This window comes from Runella sp., assembly GCF_027484545.1.
GTDB lineage: Bacteria > Bacteroidota > Bacteroidia > Cytophagales > Spirosomataceae > Runella.
Map to the genome: position 1 here is coordinate 26,571 of NZ_JAIXST010000227.1, position 15,119 is coordinate 41,689.

Genomic DNA, 15,119 nt, shown 5'->3' on the forward strand with positions numbered 1-15,119 from the left:
TTGAACATTAAACAACAAACCATCGAAAAAGCGGTATCTGTATCGGGTGTAGGTTTGCACACGGGCGTTTTAGCTACTATGACTTTTCTGCCGGCCCCCATCAATCATGGCTATAAATTCCAACGGATAGATTTGGAAGGACAGCCCATCATTGATGCCGACGTGGACAATGTAGTGGATGTGTCGCGCGGAACCACCCTTGAGCAAAGCGGTGCACGCGTATATACCGTCGAGCATACCTTGGCTGCTTTGGTTGGCTTACAGATTGATAACGTTCTGATCCAACTCGACGGTCCGGAACCGCCTATTATGGATGGAAGTTCTATCAAGTTTGTGGAGGCCTTACGCGAAGCGGGGATTGAAGAGCAAAATGCCTCGCGCAATTATTTTGAAATTCCCGAACCGGTTCGCTACATCAATGCGGAGAAAGACATTGAGATGGTGGCTTTACCGCTCAATGATTACCGACTTACGGTAATGGTGGATTACAATTCACAGGTAATCAACAGTCAACATGCCTCCCTCAACGATATTTCGACTTTTGCCCGCGAGATTGCTTCCTGTCGTACGTTTTGTTTTTTGCACGAACTGGAGGCACTTTACAAAGCTAATCTCATCAAAGGCGGAGATTTAACCAACGCCATTGTCATTGTAGATCGTGATGTAGAAGAAGGCGAGTTGGATTATTTGTCGCAATTGCTCAATAAGCCCAAGATAGGAGTCAATAAAAAGGTAGGAATTCTGAATAACTTAGACCTTCACTACCCCAATGAAATGGCTCGCCATAAACTTCTTGATGTAGTGGGAGATTTAGCATTGATAGGAAGACCCATCAAAGCCCAAATTTTGGCTGCCCGCCCGGGCCATGCCGCCAACGTAGCTCTCGCCAAAAAAATTAAGAAATTGATGGGAGCGGCCAAGAGCCACGTTCCCCATTATGACCCGAAAGTAGCGCCTGTGATGGATTTGAAGCGAATTTGTGAACTCCTTCCCCACCGCTATCCATTTTTGATGATTGACAAAATCGTTTATATGGACGAGACCAGCGTGGCGGGTCTCAAAAACGTGACGATGAACGAACCATTTTTTACAGGGCATTTTCCAAACAATCCGGTAATGCCGGGAGTTTTACAAATGGAAGCGATGGCGCAAACGGGTGCAATATTAGCCCTTAGCAGTCAACCTGACCCCGAGAATTATTGGCCTTTTCTGGCAGCGATTGAAAATTGCCGTTTTCGTCGGAACGTTATTCCTGGAGATACCGTCATATTTAAGTGTGAATTTACAGCACCTATCAAACGTGGAATTGTCAAAATGCACGGTGCGGGCTATGTAGCCGGCCAACTTGTTTGCGAAGCTGACATGACTGCAAGTTTAGTAAGAAAAAGATGATTCAACCATTGGCATACATACACCCGGAGGCGAAAATCGCCCATAACGTTGTAATTGAACCCTTTGCGATTATCCACAAAGATGTTGAAATCGGTGAAGGCACTTGGATAGGTTCACACGCGGTCATTAATGAGGGCGCTCGGATTGGCAAAAATTGCAAAATCTACTCGGGAGCGGTGATTTCATCTACTCCTCAGGATTTAAAATTTAAAGGCGAATACACGCTTACTTACATTGGCGATGAAACCATCGTCCGCGAATACGCAACCATCAGCCGTGGCACAGAAGAATACCGTAAAACCGAAATAGGCAGCCATTGCCTTATCATGGCTTATGCACACGTTGCACACGATTGTCGCATCGGCAATTATTGTATTATCGTGAACAATGTCCAATTGGGCGGTCACGTTCATCTGGGTGATTGGGGCATTATCGGCGGTTCAAGCTCCGTGCATCAATGGGTAAAAATCGGCCAACATGCCATGATTTCTGGAGGTTCTTTGGTTCGGAAGGATGTTCCTCCTTTTACCAAGGCCGCACGTGAGCCACTTTCTTATGCTGGAGTAAATTCAATCGGATTGCGTCGCCGTGGATTTACTAATGAGCAAATTGCTGATATTCAGGAAGTTTACCGATATATCTATTTAAAAGGACTGAACAATTCGGAAGCATTGGAACACATCGAAATCGAACTTCCTCCTTCGGCCGAGCGCGATGAGATTTTGAATTTTATTCGTAATTCCGAGCGCGGTATCATCAAAGCGCCGAGTGGAACGAATGTAGAACCTTCTGAGGACTAAACGATTGGGGTTCTTATATTTCTCAAAGCGGAATCCGTATCAAGTTCCGCTTTGAGATTTTTTTTATCCAAACAAGTCACTTGATAAGTAGCGATCGCCACGATCACAAACGATGAAGACAATTACTCCTTCTTCTAATTCTTCGGCCAACTGAATAGCTGCGTGGGCTGCCCCTCCGCTGCTCATTCCCGCAAAAATACCTTCAACCTTTGCCAAATCACGCGCTCTTTGGGTAGCGTCTTCCTGAGAAACTTCCAGCACTCTGTCTACGCGCGACGGTTCAAAAATTTTGGGCAAATACTCTACCGGCCATTTCCGAATTCCGGGAATACTCGACCCGTCAGTCGGTTGGCACCCCACGATTTGAACATCAGGGTTCTGTTCTTTCAGGTACCTCGAAGTACCCATAATGGTGCCAGTAGTACCCATGGATGACACAAAATGCGTAACTTTTCCGTCGGTATCGCGCCAAATTTCAGGACCGGTGGTACGATAATGAGCCAGGTAATTTTCAGGATTAGCAAATTGATTGAGCATCAAATATCCACCTTCGGCTACTTTTTCGTCGGCATAGTCCCGCGCTGATTCGATGGTATCGGTCAAAATAACTTTTGCCCCAAAAGCCTCCATCGTCAATACTCGCTCGCGGGTTGAATTTTTGGGCATTGTCAGTTCAATTTCAATCCCGTACAGCCTTGCAATCATCGCTAAAGCTATCCCTGTATTACCGCTGGTAGCCTCAATCAATTTCATACCAGGTTTAATTTCACCGCGCTCTACAGCGCCTTTTATCATGCTGTAAGCGGCGCGGTCTTTTACGCTTCCGCCCGGGTTATGGCCTTCCAGTTTTCCCAATAATTTTACTTTGGGATTAGGGTTCATTCGTGTCAGCTCGACGAGGGGGGTATTTCCTACAAAATCTAAAAGAGTGGGCATTTAGTGCTATAAGGTTTGCGTTATTTAAAATAATTACGATAAATTTGTTCAAAAAGTTGCACCCATGGAAGCTTTACAAATCGAAAATACAGACAAATACCTAAGGATAACCTTGGATAAAGAAGCGTTTGATGGAACGCAAATTATGGATTTATTAGAATACTTACGCACAGAAGACCTCGTGAAAAGGGCACAATTTGATGAATCTATTCTGGATTTAAGCAAAACCATTAAAAAAGAATGGTGGTCAAAACATAAAAGTGGCCTTTTGAAATAACATGGACACTATTGTTGTGGATGCCAATGTCCTGTTTTCAACACTTATCTCTAACAATCGAAAAAGTCGATTACTTCTTTCTGACAGTCAATATAAGTTCTTCGCCCCAAAGTACATCTTTGTAGAGCTTTTTGAACACAAAGAAACCATTATTCAAAAAGCGCACATTTCGGAGTCGGAAATCTATGAATTATTAGATAATATTCTCCAACATATCCACTTTGTTGGTAATGACTTTATTTCGACCAATCAGTATTGGCAGGCTTATCGTCTTTGCAAGGACGTTGACGAAGAAGATACTCCCTTTGTAGCTTTAACGTTGGCATTAAAAGCAAGATATTGGACAAGAGACGACACTTTAAAAGTCCATCTTCGCAGTCAGGGATTTAACGATTTCTTTGAACCTTATTAACTAAAACATGAGTGTTCTCAAAAAATTAGCCAGCGAAACTGCGCTGTATGGAGTAAGCAGTATTCTCGGACGAGCCATTTACTGGTTTTTAGTACCTCTGCACACTTACGTTTTTTTACGTCCCGGTGAACTTTCATCCAACACAGAGCTCTATAGTTGGGTAGCATTGTTTAACGTGGTTTACACATTTGGAATGGAAACCGCCTTTTTTCGATTTGCAAATCGCTCTCCTGAGCACCGTCAGGTCTATTTCAATCAAGCACTTACCGCTATTATACTGGTGAGTCTTGTTTTTTCTGGACTCTTAATGATAGCCGCCCCTACCGTAAGCGACCTGCTTGATTATCCGGGCGAATCTTCCAATATCATCTATTTAGCCATTATCGTAGCAATTGATGCCGTAGTGGCCATTCCTTTTGCTCGCCTTAGGTTAGAAAAAAAGGCAAAGAAATTTGTTCAAATTAAAGTTATCAATATTGTCATCAATGTGTTACTTAATGTGTTTTTTCTGCTGATTTGCCGAGATATTTCATTAGGAAAATACCTTCCTTCTTTGCAGTCTTTGGGTGCTTTTTTATATCGTCCCGAGATAGGTCCAGGGTATATTTTCATTGCCAATTTGATTGCCAATGCCTGCTTTTTGATTTTGCTGAAAGACGCCTTTAAAGGATTTAAGTTTACATGGAAAGGACCCCTTTTCAACGAAATGTGGGTATATGCCTATCCTATTCTCATTCTCGGTTTGGCCGGTACAGTCAATCAAATGGCCGACCGTTGGTTCTTAAGACACTTGCTACCGGCGGGTTTCTACCCGAATCTTACTTCTGAGGATGCACTTGGTATTTACGGCAGTTGTTATAAACTATCTGTTTTTATGTCGTTGGCTATTCAGTCTTTCAAGTATGCTGCCGACCCCTTCTTTTTCTCAAAAGCCGAAGACAAAAATGCCCCACAATTGTTGGCATCAGTTATGAAATGGTTTGTAATTGTGTGCGTAATTTTATGGGTTGGCGTAAGTCTCAATGTTGATTTCTTAGGTCATTATATGCTTTCAAAGGCATATCGTGTGGGCCTTGATGTTGTTCCCGTTTTATTACTGGCAAACTTGCTTTTAGGTATTTACTATAATTTGGCTTTTTGGTTCAAACTCACTGACAAAACTCATTTTGGTACGCTTATTACAGTTATTGGGGCCATATTGACTGTGGGACTCAATATTTTATTGATTCCGCAACTGGGTTATATGGCTTGTGCGTATGCTTTTCTACTTTCAAGTGCTATAATGTGTATACTATGCTATCTTTTGGGAGAGAAATATTACTCCGTTCCCTATCAAGTCACATCAGCCTTAGGCTACATTGGAAGTGCGGGATTAGTGATTTACCTTTCGTCATTGGTCAAAATCTCTAATCTGTGGGTATCTGTTCCTTATCATTTGGCGTTATGTCTGCTGTACGGATTAGGCATTTTGCTCGTTGAACGGGATTCAATACCTTTGAGAATTCGTCAAAAAATTAAAGTTTTGAATTAAAATTTTCTTCTAACTGCAATAGACGCTATGGTTTTCGCGATATACGCAAGAAAAATTGCTCGCTTATTTGTTTACTTATTCGTTTTCACTCTACTTTCCTGTGATTCTAACTCTGTTTTTAAAGACCACGAAGACATCGAAGACGGGCAATGGTATCTCAAAAACGAGCCGTCGTTTACTTTTGAGATTACTGACACGACAAAGACTTATAACATTTACTATTTGGTTCGTAACAGCATAGCTTATCCTTATTACAATTTATACGTAAAACGGTTTTTAATTAACGACAAAAAGAAAATCGTTAACGAAGCTCTGAATGAATTGATTCTAATGGATGAAAAAACGGGAAAACCCATGGGCGATGGGCTGGGCGATTTGTTTGACCATAAAATCATTGCTCTCAAAAATTACCGTTTTCCCCGCGCAGGTAAATATACCTTCAAAGTTCGCCAATACATGCGTCAGGATCCATTACCTGCTATTTTGAGCATGGGCGTAAGTGTAGAATCTACAGCAAGTAATCAGCAGCAATAAATCCAAGCAGTATTTAATCTGTGTTCTGGCACAACCTATGGAAAGTTTTCTCCCTTTTTTTCCTTTAAATTTGGTAGCTTATCCTACCGAAAATCTAAACCTACATATTTTCGAACCCCGCTATCGGCAGTTAATCAACGAGTGCTTAGAGGAACAAAAAACGTTTGGAATTCCGGCTTTTATCAACAACAAGCTTCCTGGCTACGGTACTGAAATGCAAATCGTGAGTCTCTCTAAAAGCTATGAAGATGGACGAATGGACATCAAAACTAAGGGATTGAAGGTATTTCGGATGCTGAATTTTCAAAATCCTGTACCCAATAAATTATACGCGGGTGGCAGAATTACCTATGTAGAAGATACCGACACGCCAGATGGAGTCATTTCAGAATTACTGCTTCAGCTTGATCGGTTGCACCATATTCTTCAAACTAAAGTAAATTTTGACACCCAAGTACAGCAGTTTTCGTACCAAATAGGCCATAAAGTGGGACTTTCGCAAGAAGAAGAATACCATTTGCTTACAATAGATTCTGAAACGGAACGACAACGATACATTCTTCGTCACCTCAACAAAGTCGTTCCAGTAATGTCTGAAATGGAACGCACCAAAGAGCGAATTAAGCTCAACGGGCATTTTAAGAATTTGGACCCGTTGAATTTTTAAGAGACCTGCGTTTTGCCTTCACATCTTTTTTATCCACGCCCTAAATGGCGTGGCGATTACCTTTTTACAAAAATCACCACAGATCCAAATTACCTTTATCTCATTCTGAACAAATTCTCCAAATCTCGTTTGCCACTGACAATCCCGGCTGCCATTTCGCCCAAAGCGGGGCCGTGCTTGTAGCCGTGTCCTGATCCGCCACCTAAAAACCAACAATTGTCTGCCTCGGGATGAGTATCCAAGATAAAATTCCCATCAGGCGAATTTTCATAAGGACATACGCGGCTTTCAACTAAAGGTGCATTTTTGAGCGCCGGAAAACGGTGACTCATAAAAGCCCGTGCTTTTGCCAAAACATCGGGATTCGCTATTCTTTCTCCGTTTGTTGGGTCAAAACGTTCTCCCCGTTTATCTACGCCAATTTTAAAGCCCCGATAGGCATTTCCCGGAATTCCATAGTAAAAATCCACTCCATCCAAATCTATCCACGCCGGCATTTGATCAAAAAGCTGCGTATGTGAGGCAGGAACGCCTAAATAGTACGCTTCCTGTTTGGTACATGTAATTGTTTCCCCAATCACTTCGGGGAAAAGTTTACCCAGCCAAGACCCACACGCAAACAGGAAAGTATCCGCCGCAAACGTAGAACCATCGGAAAGAGTTAAGGAAGTCAAACGCCCCTTCTCAATCTTGTTTGGCTGAACAAATGCATTCACATAAGCGCCTCCTCCTCTCACAAAAGCCTCTTGAACGGCTTGGCAACTTTCGCGGGCTTTGAGATAGCCGCCGTAGGGATCCAACACCAAATGATGTAAGTCGGCCGTATTTATATGGGGATATTTTTGGGCAGCTTCCTGGGGTGAAAAATACTGATACTCCAGCCCGTGTCTACGCATAAATGGCTGCGTAGCTTCAATCATTTCGGGAGATTCATCGTAGCAAAACCACAGTACACCTGCATTAAAGAACAGGGATTTATTCCAACGGTGCTGATGTTCCCGCCAAAGTTCAATGGCTCGTACATTCAGGTCAAAGTACGTTTCATTTGCACCGTAGGTAGAGCGGATTACTCTTGTTTCATCCCCTGAACTGGCCCGCGAGTTGCCCGGCCCCCAAGCGTCTATGAGAGTAACACGATACCCCAACCGCCGAAGCCACAAAGCAGTCCACCCCCCAAATGCCCCTGCACCTACAACGGCAATGTGAGTGTTAGTTCCCAACAAATTACCCCGACGGGGCGCCAAGTTTTTATAATTATTTCGGGGGGCAAAAGTAGGTTGGTCAGACATAATTTATTGAGTTTACAGTATCTTCGCACCAACTTATGAGAATTTTACTTATTCACCAATATTTTCTGGAAGATGATGACGGTGGCGGTTCCCGTTGGAACGAAATCAGCCGTTTTTGGCAGGCAGAAGGCCACGAAATAACTGTTATTGCAGGAATGGTACATTATATGGGTCACCGTTCCGCTAAATATTCGGGAAAACATTTTCTGAAGGAAACCAATCGAGACAGCGTGCAAGTGATTCGTTGCCACGTGTCTGAATCGTATAATAAAAGTTTTTTAGGGCGATTATGGGCGTATTTTTCCTTCACATTTTCGAGTATTTGGGGTGGGTTACGTTATACAAAAGGCAACTATGACGTCATTGTAGTAACTTCTCCCCCTCTTTTTGTGGGAATTACGGCTTATGTATTGTCTCTCCTGAAACGTACTCCATTCGTATTTGAAATTCGTGATTTATGGCCTGAATCAGCTATTGATACCAGAATACTTACGAGCGGTATTCTCATCAAATTTGCTTACTGGTTTGAGAAGTTTATGTACAAAAAAGCAAGGCTCATCAACGTATTAACCCCTGCTTTTCGAGAAAAATTAATAACCCAAAAAGGAGTTCCTTCCGAAAAAATCATTTTTATTCCCAACGCAGCCGATTTTTCACTTTCCGAAGAATTATTGACTGGATTAGACGTACCTGCATTTCGAAAAGAGCACGATTTAGAAGGAAAATTTATCGTAACTTACGTAGGAGCACACGGCGTAGCCAATCATTTGGTACAGGTTTTGGATACTGCGGAATTGTTGCAAGATACCAACGTTCTTTTTCTGTTCATTGGCGATGGAATGTTAAAAAAAGAATTGAAAGAAGAGGCTCAACGCCGCCAACTTTCCAATGTCCGTTTTATAGACTCAGTCCCCAAAAAAGAAGTTTTCAAATACATTTTGGCATCGGATGCCGGCACATCGGTATTGAAAAAAGTGGATACCTTCAAAACCATTTACTCCAACAAAACCTTTGATTATATGTCTTGCCAAAAGCCCATTCTGATGGCAATAGACGGGGTCTCCAGGCAGTTGGTAGAAGAAGCGCAAGCGGGGCTTTATGTAGAACCCGAAAACGCCGATGATTTCGCCGAAAAAATTCGATTTTACTTACAAAACCCTAACTTGGTAAAACAGCACGGCTTAAATGGCTATCTATATGCAAAAGCAAATTTTGACCGTAAAGTGTTGGCAAAGCGTTATTTGGATTTCTTAAAGCAAGTCGAACAGCCAGAAAAATCGGTTTAATCTCAAATGGTGTATATTTGTTCCCTAAATGTTACTGCATGTCATCAGAAACCAATCCACGTTTAGAGTTTTTTCGCTCGCAAATCGGCAATAGTCTTTCTCAAAGCCCATCTCCTTTAGGGCGTTGGCTCAACGGCACCCTCAAAGAAGCAAGCCACGGACTTATGACGGTCGAATTTTTGGTTCGAGAAGAGATGACTAACCCAATGGGCGTTTTGCACGGAGGAGTCGCTGCCGCTATGATGGACGATGTAGTAGGGATGATGGTGTACGCCCTTGGACGTGAATACGGTTATACTTCAGTAAATCTGAACTGCGATTTTCTCTCTGCCGCCCGCGAAGGAGAAGTACTTACTGTTCAGGCACATGTGATTCGTGCGGGTAAAAATATTATTCACGGGGAGTGCCGAATCGTCAATGAGACTGGAAAAATCATTGCAAAAACAGCAACTAATTTGATTCAGACAGGGGTAAAATTACCTTTTTAATGGGAGCATTTATCATCTTACTGTACTTATTGCCTACGGTTATCCTGTTTTCTTATAGTTGCGCACAATTAAGTTTAGTCTGGAACTATTGGTTCAAGAAGTCCGCAGCTGATACTTTACAATCGGCAGTGAGCGGTTTACAATTTACAGTTTACAATTCAGAGATAGCAATCAACAGCCAACAACTCGCTCCTTTAGTTACCATCCAACTTCCTATTTATAACGAGCGCTACGTCATTGAGCGTCTGATAGAGGCAGTTATAGCCTTTGACTATCCAAAAGAACTATTAGAAATTCAGGTTTTGGATGATTCTACCGACGAAACGGTAGAGCTGGCAGCTTCAAAAATAGCTTTCTATCAATCACAGGGCTTTCAAATTCAGCATATCCGGCGCCCTAACCGAGAAGGCTTCAAAGCAGGAGCGCTGGCGTATGGGCTTACCATAAGCAAAGGTGAATTTGTCGCGATTTTTGATGCTGATTTTGTTCCCACTCCCGACTTTTTACAGAAAACCCTACCCTATTTTACAGAAGAGCACGTTGGGGTTGTACAAACACGCTGGGGGCATCTTAATGAATCGTATTCGCTCATTACTCAATTACAGGCTTTTGGATTAGACGGGCATTTTGTCGTTGAACAAGGCGGACGTAACGCAGGCGGACATTTTATCAACTTCAACGGTACAGCAGGCATTTGGCGAAAAAGCTGCATTGCCGATGCCGGTGGGTGGGCCGCCGATACCCTCACTGAAGACTTGGATTTAAGCTATCGTGCTCAAATGCGGGGTTGGCAGTTTGTGTATTTAGAAAACGTAGTAACACCCGCTGAGCTCCCCGCTACCATGCCTGCCCTCAAATCACAGCAATACCGTTGGATGAAAGGAGCCGCAGAATGTGCCAGAAAAAATTTGGTAAACGTATTTCAAACCAAAAATATCAAACTGTCCACCAAAATCCACGCGACTTTTCATTTACTTAACAGCGGAGTTTTTGTAGTAGTCTTTCTTATGGCTTTGGTAAGTTTACCGACTCTGTTAATCATCCACCAATTCCCCCAGTACGCTTACTTATTAGGCATTTTTCGAATATTTCAGGGAAGTTTTATATTGCTATTCGTTTTTTATGGAACTGTCCATTACGACCGAAAATCAGTAGTCCAATTAGTTTGGCAGTTACCTTTTTTTCTGATTGTTATCATGGGCTTGTCACTGCATAATTCCGTGGCAGCACTTGAAGGGTACTTAGGCAAAAAAACACCTTTTGTTCGTACCCCCAAATGGGGAATTGTAAAAGATCAGGATGGTTGGCAGCGTAAAAACTATTTAGTCAAAAGCCTTAACCCAATTACGGTCATAGAACTCTTTCTTGCCCTTTATTTCGCTCTCGGAGTTGGTTTAGGGATTTATTGGCATTCTTATCAAATGCTCATGTTACACACCATGCTCACTTTAGGGTATGGATTTGTCGTGTTTTTTTCGGTAAAGCATTCTATTGGTTAACCATCAAGCTAAACAATTTAAATTTTCTGGATAAAAGCATAACAAAAAACCCCGCATCGGCGGGGTTTCAATGTCTTTTGCAAAAGATTGGTATCTTACAATGCACCTACTTCTTTCAAAACGGCTTCGATACCTTTTTTATTGATAGTGCGAAGAGCCGAAGTGGCCAATTTAATCTCAACCCACTCATTCAAAGAAGGTACGAAGAACTTCTTTGTTTGTAAGTTAGGATAAAACTTACGCTTGGTTTTATTGTTAGCGTGCGATACGTTATTACCAACCCGTGTTCTTTTGCCCGTAATTTCACAAACTCTGGCCATGACAATTGTTGTTTTTTCAGAATGAGGGGCAAAGGTCGTAATTTTTCAAAAATTTGCCAAATTTTTCTTAAAAAAAACACTACTCAAACAAATCTCCTGTTCTAAATTTAGGCACAATACCCAAGTGGCGATAGGCTTTTTCGGTCGCTTCCCGTCCTCTGGAAGTACGTTTTATAAACCCTTCCTGAATTAAAAACGGCTCATAAACTTCCTCAATAGTTTCGGCCTCGTCACCGCAGGCAGTAGCAATGGTCGATAAGCCTACGGGCCCTCCTTTGAATTTTTCGATGATAGTCGTTAAGATGCGGATGTCCATATCATCCAGACCATTTTGGTCCACATCAAGGGCTTTTAGGGCCATTTCTGCTATATCAACCGTTATTCGTCCTTTGCCTTTCACTTGGGCAAAATCACGTGTACGACGCAACAGATTGTTGGCAATACGCGGGGTACCTCGACTGCGCCGCGCAATTTCATACGCTCCGTCTTCGTCAATAGGGGTCCCCAAGATATGCGCTGAACGATTTACAATCGAAGAAAGTAATTGAGCGTCATAGTATTCCAAACGGCAATTGATGCCGAAACGCGCACGCAACGGCGATGTAAGCAAACCCGCCCGCGTAGTAGCCCCAATCAATGTGAATGGATTCAGGGTAATCTGAATACTGCGCGCATTCGGCCCAGAATCAAGCATGATGTCTATCTTATAATCTTCCATCGCCGAGTACAGGTATTCTTCAACGACCGGGTTAAGGCGATGGATTTCATCAATAAACAGCACATCATTGGTCTGTAAATTAGTAAGTAAACCGGCCAAATCACTGGGTTTGTCCAAAATAGGCCCCGATGAGGTTTTCATGCTGGCCCCCAATTCGTTGGCAATAATGTTGGAAAGAGTGGTTTTCCCCAAACCCGGAGGCCCGTGCAACAGCACATGGTCGAGGGCTTCTCCTCGCTGTTTGGCCGCAATTACAAACACCCTGATATTTTCAAGGATTTTGTCCTGCCCTGCAAAATCACCAAAAGAGAGCGGTCGCAAAGCCCGATCTATTTCCTTTTCAATGGGGGAAAGGGGCTCTTTGGTGCCGGTTAAGTAGTCTTGACGCATCTGAAAATTTGTGAATAGGAGAATGAGTGAATAACTCACTCATTCTCCTATTTTTGGTTATCCAAAGATACACAAAAATCACTTAATCAGTAGCACTGCGCCGCGCTGAGAGGCCCGCGGTCGATTAGGAAAAAATTCAGACTTGAAGGAGACTACATACGGATAACTCATTGGTGGATAACTTGTTCCACGGTAAGTACCATCCCATTTTTGGTTCATGTCGGTCGTGTGAAAAATTACCTCACCCCAACGATTGAAAATTTTCAATTCAAAATCGGTAAGGTGGTCACCATACACATCCAACACATCGTTACGACCATCGCCATTTGGAGAAAAAATGTCTGGGATATAAATCCGTGGCTCACAACGCACCACGACGCGAGCCGTATCTATCAATACACATCCTTCCGGATTGGAAATACGCACAAAGTAATTACCCACGCGGGTCACGGTCACTCGCTGAGTGCTTGCCTCTAAAGGCGAAAGCCAGAAAAAGGTCGCATTAGGCGAAGTCGGTCGAATAATCAACGTCGCACTTGACCCAACATCAAGATCACACAGTCCAACTTCTTTGGTTAAATCGTACGTGGGTCGCGGGGCTAACGAATACACAAAGTCATCCGTATCCGTACAGCCCGTAACACTATTGGTCACAGTCAACGTATACGTTCCTGCTCGGCTTACGCTGATGCGATTGGTGGTATCGCCTGTGCTCCATTTGTACCGGTTGCCGGCTAAAGCGGGCAACGTTGGAATCAATAAGGCTGTATCACCGATACACTTTTTACGATCAGGCCCGAGACTCAGGAATTTTTCGGGGGTTATTCCTACCGTAATATCGCGCAGGGTTGTATCACATCCTCCCGCGTCGGTTACTTTCACATTGTATTTTCCGGGAAGTAGATTGTTCAAAAGCGGTGCATTATTCCCGATCACCGTTCCCAGTGCGTTGGTCCACACATATCGGGTAGGAGTCCCTGCCAACGTATTAAGATTGATTGCTCCCGAACTCGGCAACGTACAACGGGCGTTGACAATGGTAGGTTGCAATCGTAAGGTTTTAACAACTTTCAAATTAAATGAGGAGTCAGTGGCACAAACGGCGGAATTACCCGTCAAACGTACTTTATAAACACCCTCTCCCAAATTAGTCAACGTATTTCCGGTACTTGGTAAGGGCACATCACCCGCTCCAAACCAGCTATAGCTATAATTTCCGTTGGGCGTAACAGTCCCTATGGCAATTCTCCCATCCCGCGTGGTACAACCCGTAGGTGGAGTCAAAACAGCCTGTAATCTTGCTTTAGGCAACGCTCGAACGGCAATGGTATCTTCGTTGAAACACTGAAGAGAGCTATTATATACTTGAACTGAATATCTACCCGGCTGTGTAACAGTAATTTTTTGGCTGGTTTCTCCTGTGCTCCATTTAAATTCATCCCAACGTGTAACGGTCGGTCTGGCATCAAGAACCACATTCCCTCCTCCAACACACAAACTGGTATCCGGTAGTAGGTAAGCCGGGGGTTGCCGAAGCTTTATTTCGGCCCTTCCTGTTGAAAAACATTGGCCTTCAATTCCATTAGCCGCGATAACTTGATAAGTACCTGAACCTCCGCTGGGTTGTAATGTAACCGTCTTGGTTCGAGCAATAAGATTAGTTCCCCTATACCATTCATACTGCTCGGCCTGCACTCCCGCATCCAATACCAACTTATTTATACAGGTATCAATCGGAGATTTCAGTTTAATTGGGTCTGGCGTGGCAATGATGGTAATTTGTTTTTTCTCAATTATCGTAGTACACTTATTCATAAGTGTTAAACTCACCGTATAAGTGCCAGGCATTCGATAAGTGTGCGGCTGTTGCTGTTGTTGACTTGTAACTTCAGGTGATCCATCTCCAAAATTCCACGTGTAGGTATCTTTTATCGGGTCGCAAAGGGGCGATGCCTGAAAATTAGTAGGCTGATTGGAACACGTATCCGAGTAAGTAAATCCCGGCCCGGTAGAAGACTCGGTAAAGTTTTGAACAAAGTTGGGCAAACCTAACTGACTGATTTTTCCGCCTAACGAAATCCCGTTTTTTACAAACCGTACCTCTTCCTGTGAATCCTCATCCGGAACATTGATAACTCCTAAATACTGACTGTCTTTAATGGCCAAATAAATACGACTGTCGGAGCCAATCTGCAAAGCACCGTAGATTTGGGTAGCTGAACTGTCAATCAATATTTTAGAGTCGGCAATGCGTGCCGAGTCGCCCGTGATATCAAACTGCCAAAGCTTGGACAGGGTCGTATCTGTTGACCCTTTTTGAAGTGAAACGTACATCTTTGTTCCATCGGGCGAAAACTCCACCCCGTATGCTTTGGGCGGAGCAGGGCCCAAGTCCACCGTTGTCGGGCCGGAAAGTCTTCCTGTAGAATCGTTAAAATTATAGATTTGAACCAGATTTCGAGGCGGGCCGGGTACTACTACCGCCAAACGGCGCATACCAGTACTGTCGGCCGTTGAAAATTTCATGTAGCCTTCGGCTTTTGAGGTAGTGTCTTGCACTGCCCCCAAAGGAAATACCCC

General features: G+C 43.3%; 15 protein-coding genes. 10 read left to right on the top strand and 5 right to left on the bottom strand.

The features are described from left to right. Both Q0081_RS20820 and lpxA read left to right on the top strand, forming a co-directional pair. The gene (locus Q0081_RS20820) at positions 1–1,392 is read left to right on the top strand and encodes a bifunctional UDP-3-O-[3-hydroxymyristoyl] N-acetylglucosamine deacetylase/3-hydroxyacyl-ACP dehydratase (RefSeq protein WP_298358041.1); all 1,392 of its coding nucleotides are present in this window, start codon (positions 1–3) and stop codon (positions 1,390–1,392) included. After that, positions 1,389–2,192: an acyl-ACP--UDP-N-acetylglucosamine O-acyltransferase gene (gene lpxA, locus Q0081_RS20825; protein WP_298357997.1), complete on the top strand. Its 804-nt coding sequence runs from the start codon at positions 1,389–1,391 to the stop codon at positions 2,190–2,192. Before Q0081_RS20820 ends, lpxA begins: the two co-directional genes overlap by 4 nt. Before the next feature lie 63 nt (positions 2,193–2,255). Here lpxA and cysM read toward each other — a convergent pair whose 3' ends face one another. Next, on the bottom strand, positions 2,256–3,128 hold the full coding sequence (gene cysM, locus Q0081_RS20830; RefSeq protein WP_298358001.1) for a cysteine synthase CysM: 873 nt from the start codon (positions 3,126–3,128) through the stop codon (positions 2,256–2,258). Between the two features lie 64 nt (positions 3,129–3,192). Between cysM and Q0081_RS20835 the strand changes: the two genes are divergently transcribed. The 5 genes from Q0081_RS20835 to Q0081_RS20855 are packed head-to-tail and all read left to right on the top strand — an operon-like array spanning position 3,193 to position 6,549. Further along, a complete protein-coding gene (locus tag Q0081_RS20835) occupies positions 3,193–3,405 on the top strand; it encodes a hypothetical protein (protein WP_298358004.1) in 213 nt (70 codons plus the stop codon). Position 3,406: 1 nt separating this feature from the next. Further along, on the top strand, positions 3,407–3,817 hold the full coding sequence (locus Q0081_RS20840) for a PIN domain-containing protein (RefSeq protein ID WP_298358007.1): 411 nt from the start codon (positions 3,407–3,409) through the stop codon (positions 3,815–3,817). A gap of 7 nt (positions 3,818–3,824) precedes the next feature. Then, positions 3,825–5,348 carry an oligosaccharide flippase family protein gene (locus tag Q0081_RS20845; protein WP_298358011.1) on the top strand — a complete coding sequence of 508 codons (1,524 nt, stop codon included), beginning with the start codon at positions 3,825–3,827 and terminating at the stop codon, positions 5,346–5,348. 27 nt (positions 5,349–5,375) lie between these two features. Further along, positions 5,376–5,882: a gliding motility lipoprotein GldH gene (locus Q0081_RS20850; protein WP_298358014.1), complete on the top strand. Its 507-nt coding sequence runs from the start codon at positions 5,376–5,378 to the stop codon at positions 5,880–5,882. A gap of 37 nt (positions 5,883–5,919) precedes the next feature. Next, positions 5,920–6,549: an LON peptidase substrate-binding domain-containing protein gene (locus Q0081_RS20855; RefSeq protein WP_298358017.1), complete on the top strand. Its 630-nt coding sequence runs from the start codon at positions 5,920–5,922 to the stop codon at positions 6,547–6,549. Between the two features lie 95 nt (positions 6,550–6,644). On the opposite strand, the gene Q0081_RS20860 is transcribed toward Q0081_RS20855, so the two are convergent. Next, the gene (locus tag Q0081_RS20860; RefSeq protein ID WP_298358020.1) at positions 6,645–7,838 is read right to left on the bottom strand and encodes an FAD-binding oxidoreductase; all 1,194 of its coding nucleotides are present in this window, start codon (positions 7,836–7,838) and stop codon (positions 6,645–6,647) included. 35 nt (positions 7,839–7,873) lie between these two features. On the opposite strand from Q0081_RS20860, the gene Q0081_RS20865 reads away from it, so the two are divergent. Genes Q0081_RS20865 through Q0081_RS20875 form a run of 3 tightly spaced genes read left to right on the top strand, consistent with a single transcriptional unit; the run spans position 7,874 to position 11,111 of the window. Then, positions 7,874–9,124, top strand: a complete 1,251-nt coding sequence (locus Q0081_RS20865) for a glycosyltransferase family 4 protein (protein WP_298358023.1) — start codon at positions 7,874–7,876, stop codon at positions 9,122–9,124. Positions 9,125–9,162: 38 nt separating this feature from the next. Beyond that, complete coding sequence (locus Q0081_RS20870) at positions 9,163–9,612, top strand: PaaI family thioesterase (RefSeq protein WP_298358026.1); 450 nt, start codon at positions 9,163–9,165, stop codon at positions 9,610–9,612. Next, complete coding sequence (locus Q0081_RS20875) at positions 9,612–11,111, top strand: cellulose synthase family protein (RefSeq protein WP_298358029.1); 1,500 nt, start codon at positions 9,612–9,614, stop codon at positions 11,109–11,111. The genes Q0081_RS20870 and Q0081_RS20875 overlap by 1 nt, the downstream gene beginning before the upstream one ends. 95 nt (positions 11,112–11,206) lie before the next feature. On the opposite strand, the gene rpmB is transcribed toward Q0081_RS20875, so the two are convergent. From rpmB to Q0081_RS20890, 3 genes are all read right to left on the bottom strand, one after another. Continuing rightward, complete coding sequence (gene rpmB / locus Q0081_RS20880; RefSeq protein WP_298358032.1) at positions 11,207–11,431, bottom strand: 50S ribosomal protein L28; 225 nt, start codon at positions 11,429–11,431, stop codon at positions 11,207–11,209. A 79-nt stretch (positions 11,432–11,510) separates the two neighbouring features. After that, complete coding sequence (ruvB, locus tag Q0081_RS20885) at positions 11,511–12,539, bottom strand: Holliday junction branch migration DNA helicase RuvB (protein ID WP_298358035.1); 1,029 nt, start codon at positions 12,537–12,539, stop codon at positions 11,511–11,513. 78 nt (positions 12,540–12,617) lie between these two features. Next, the coding region (locus Q0081_RS20890) for a gliding motility-associated C-terminal domain-containing protein (protein WP_298358038.1) at positions 12,618–15,119 on the bottom strand (2,502 nt) is incomplete at its 5' end.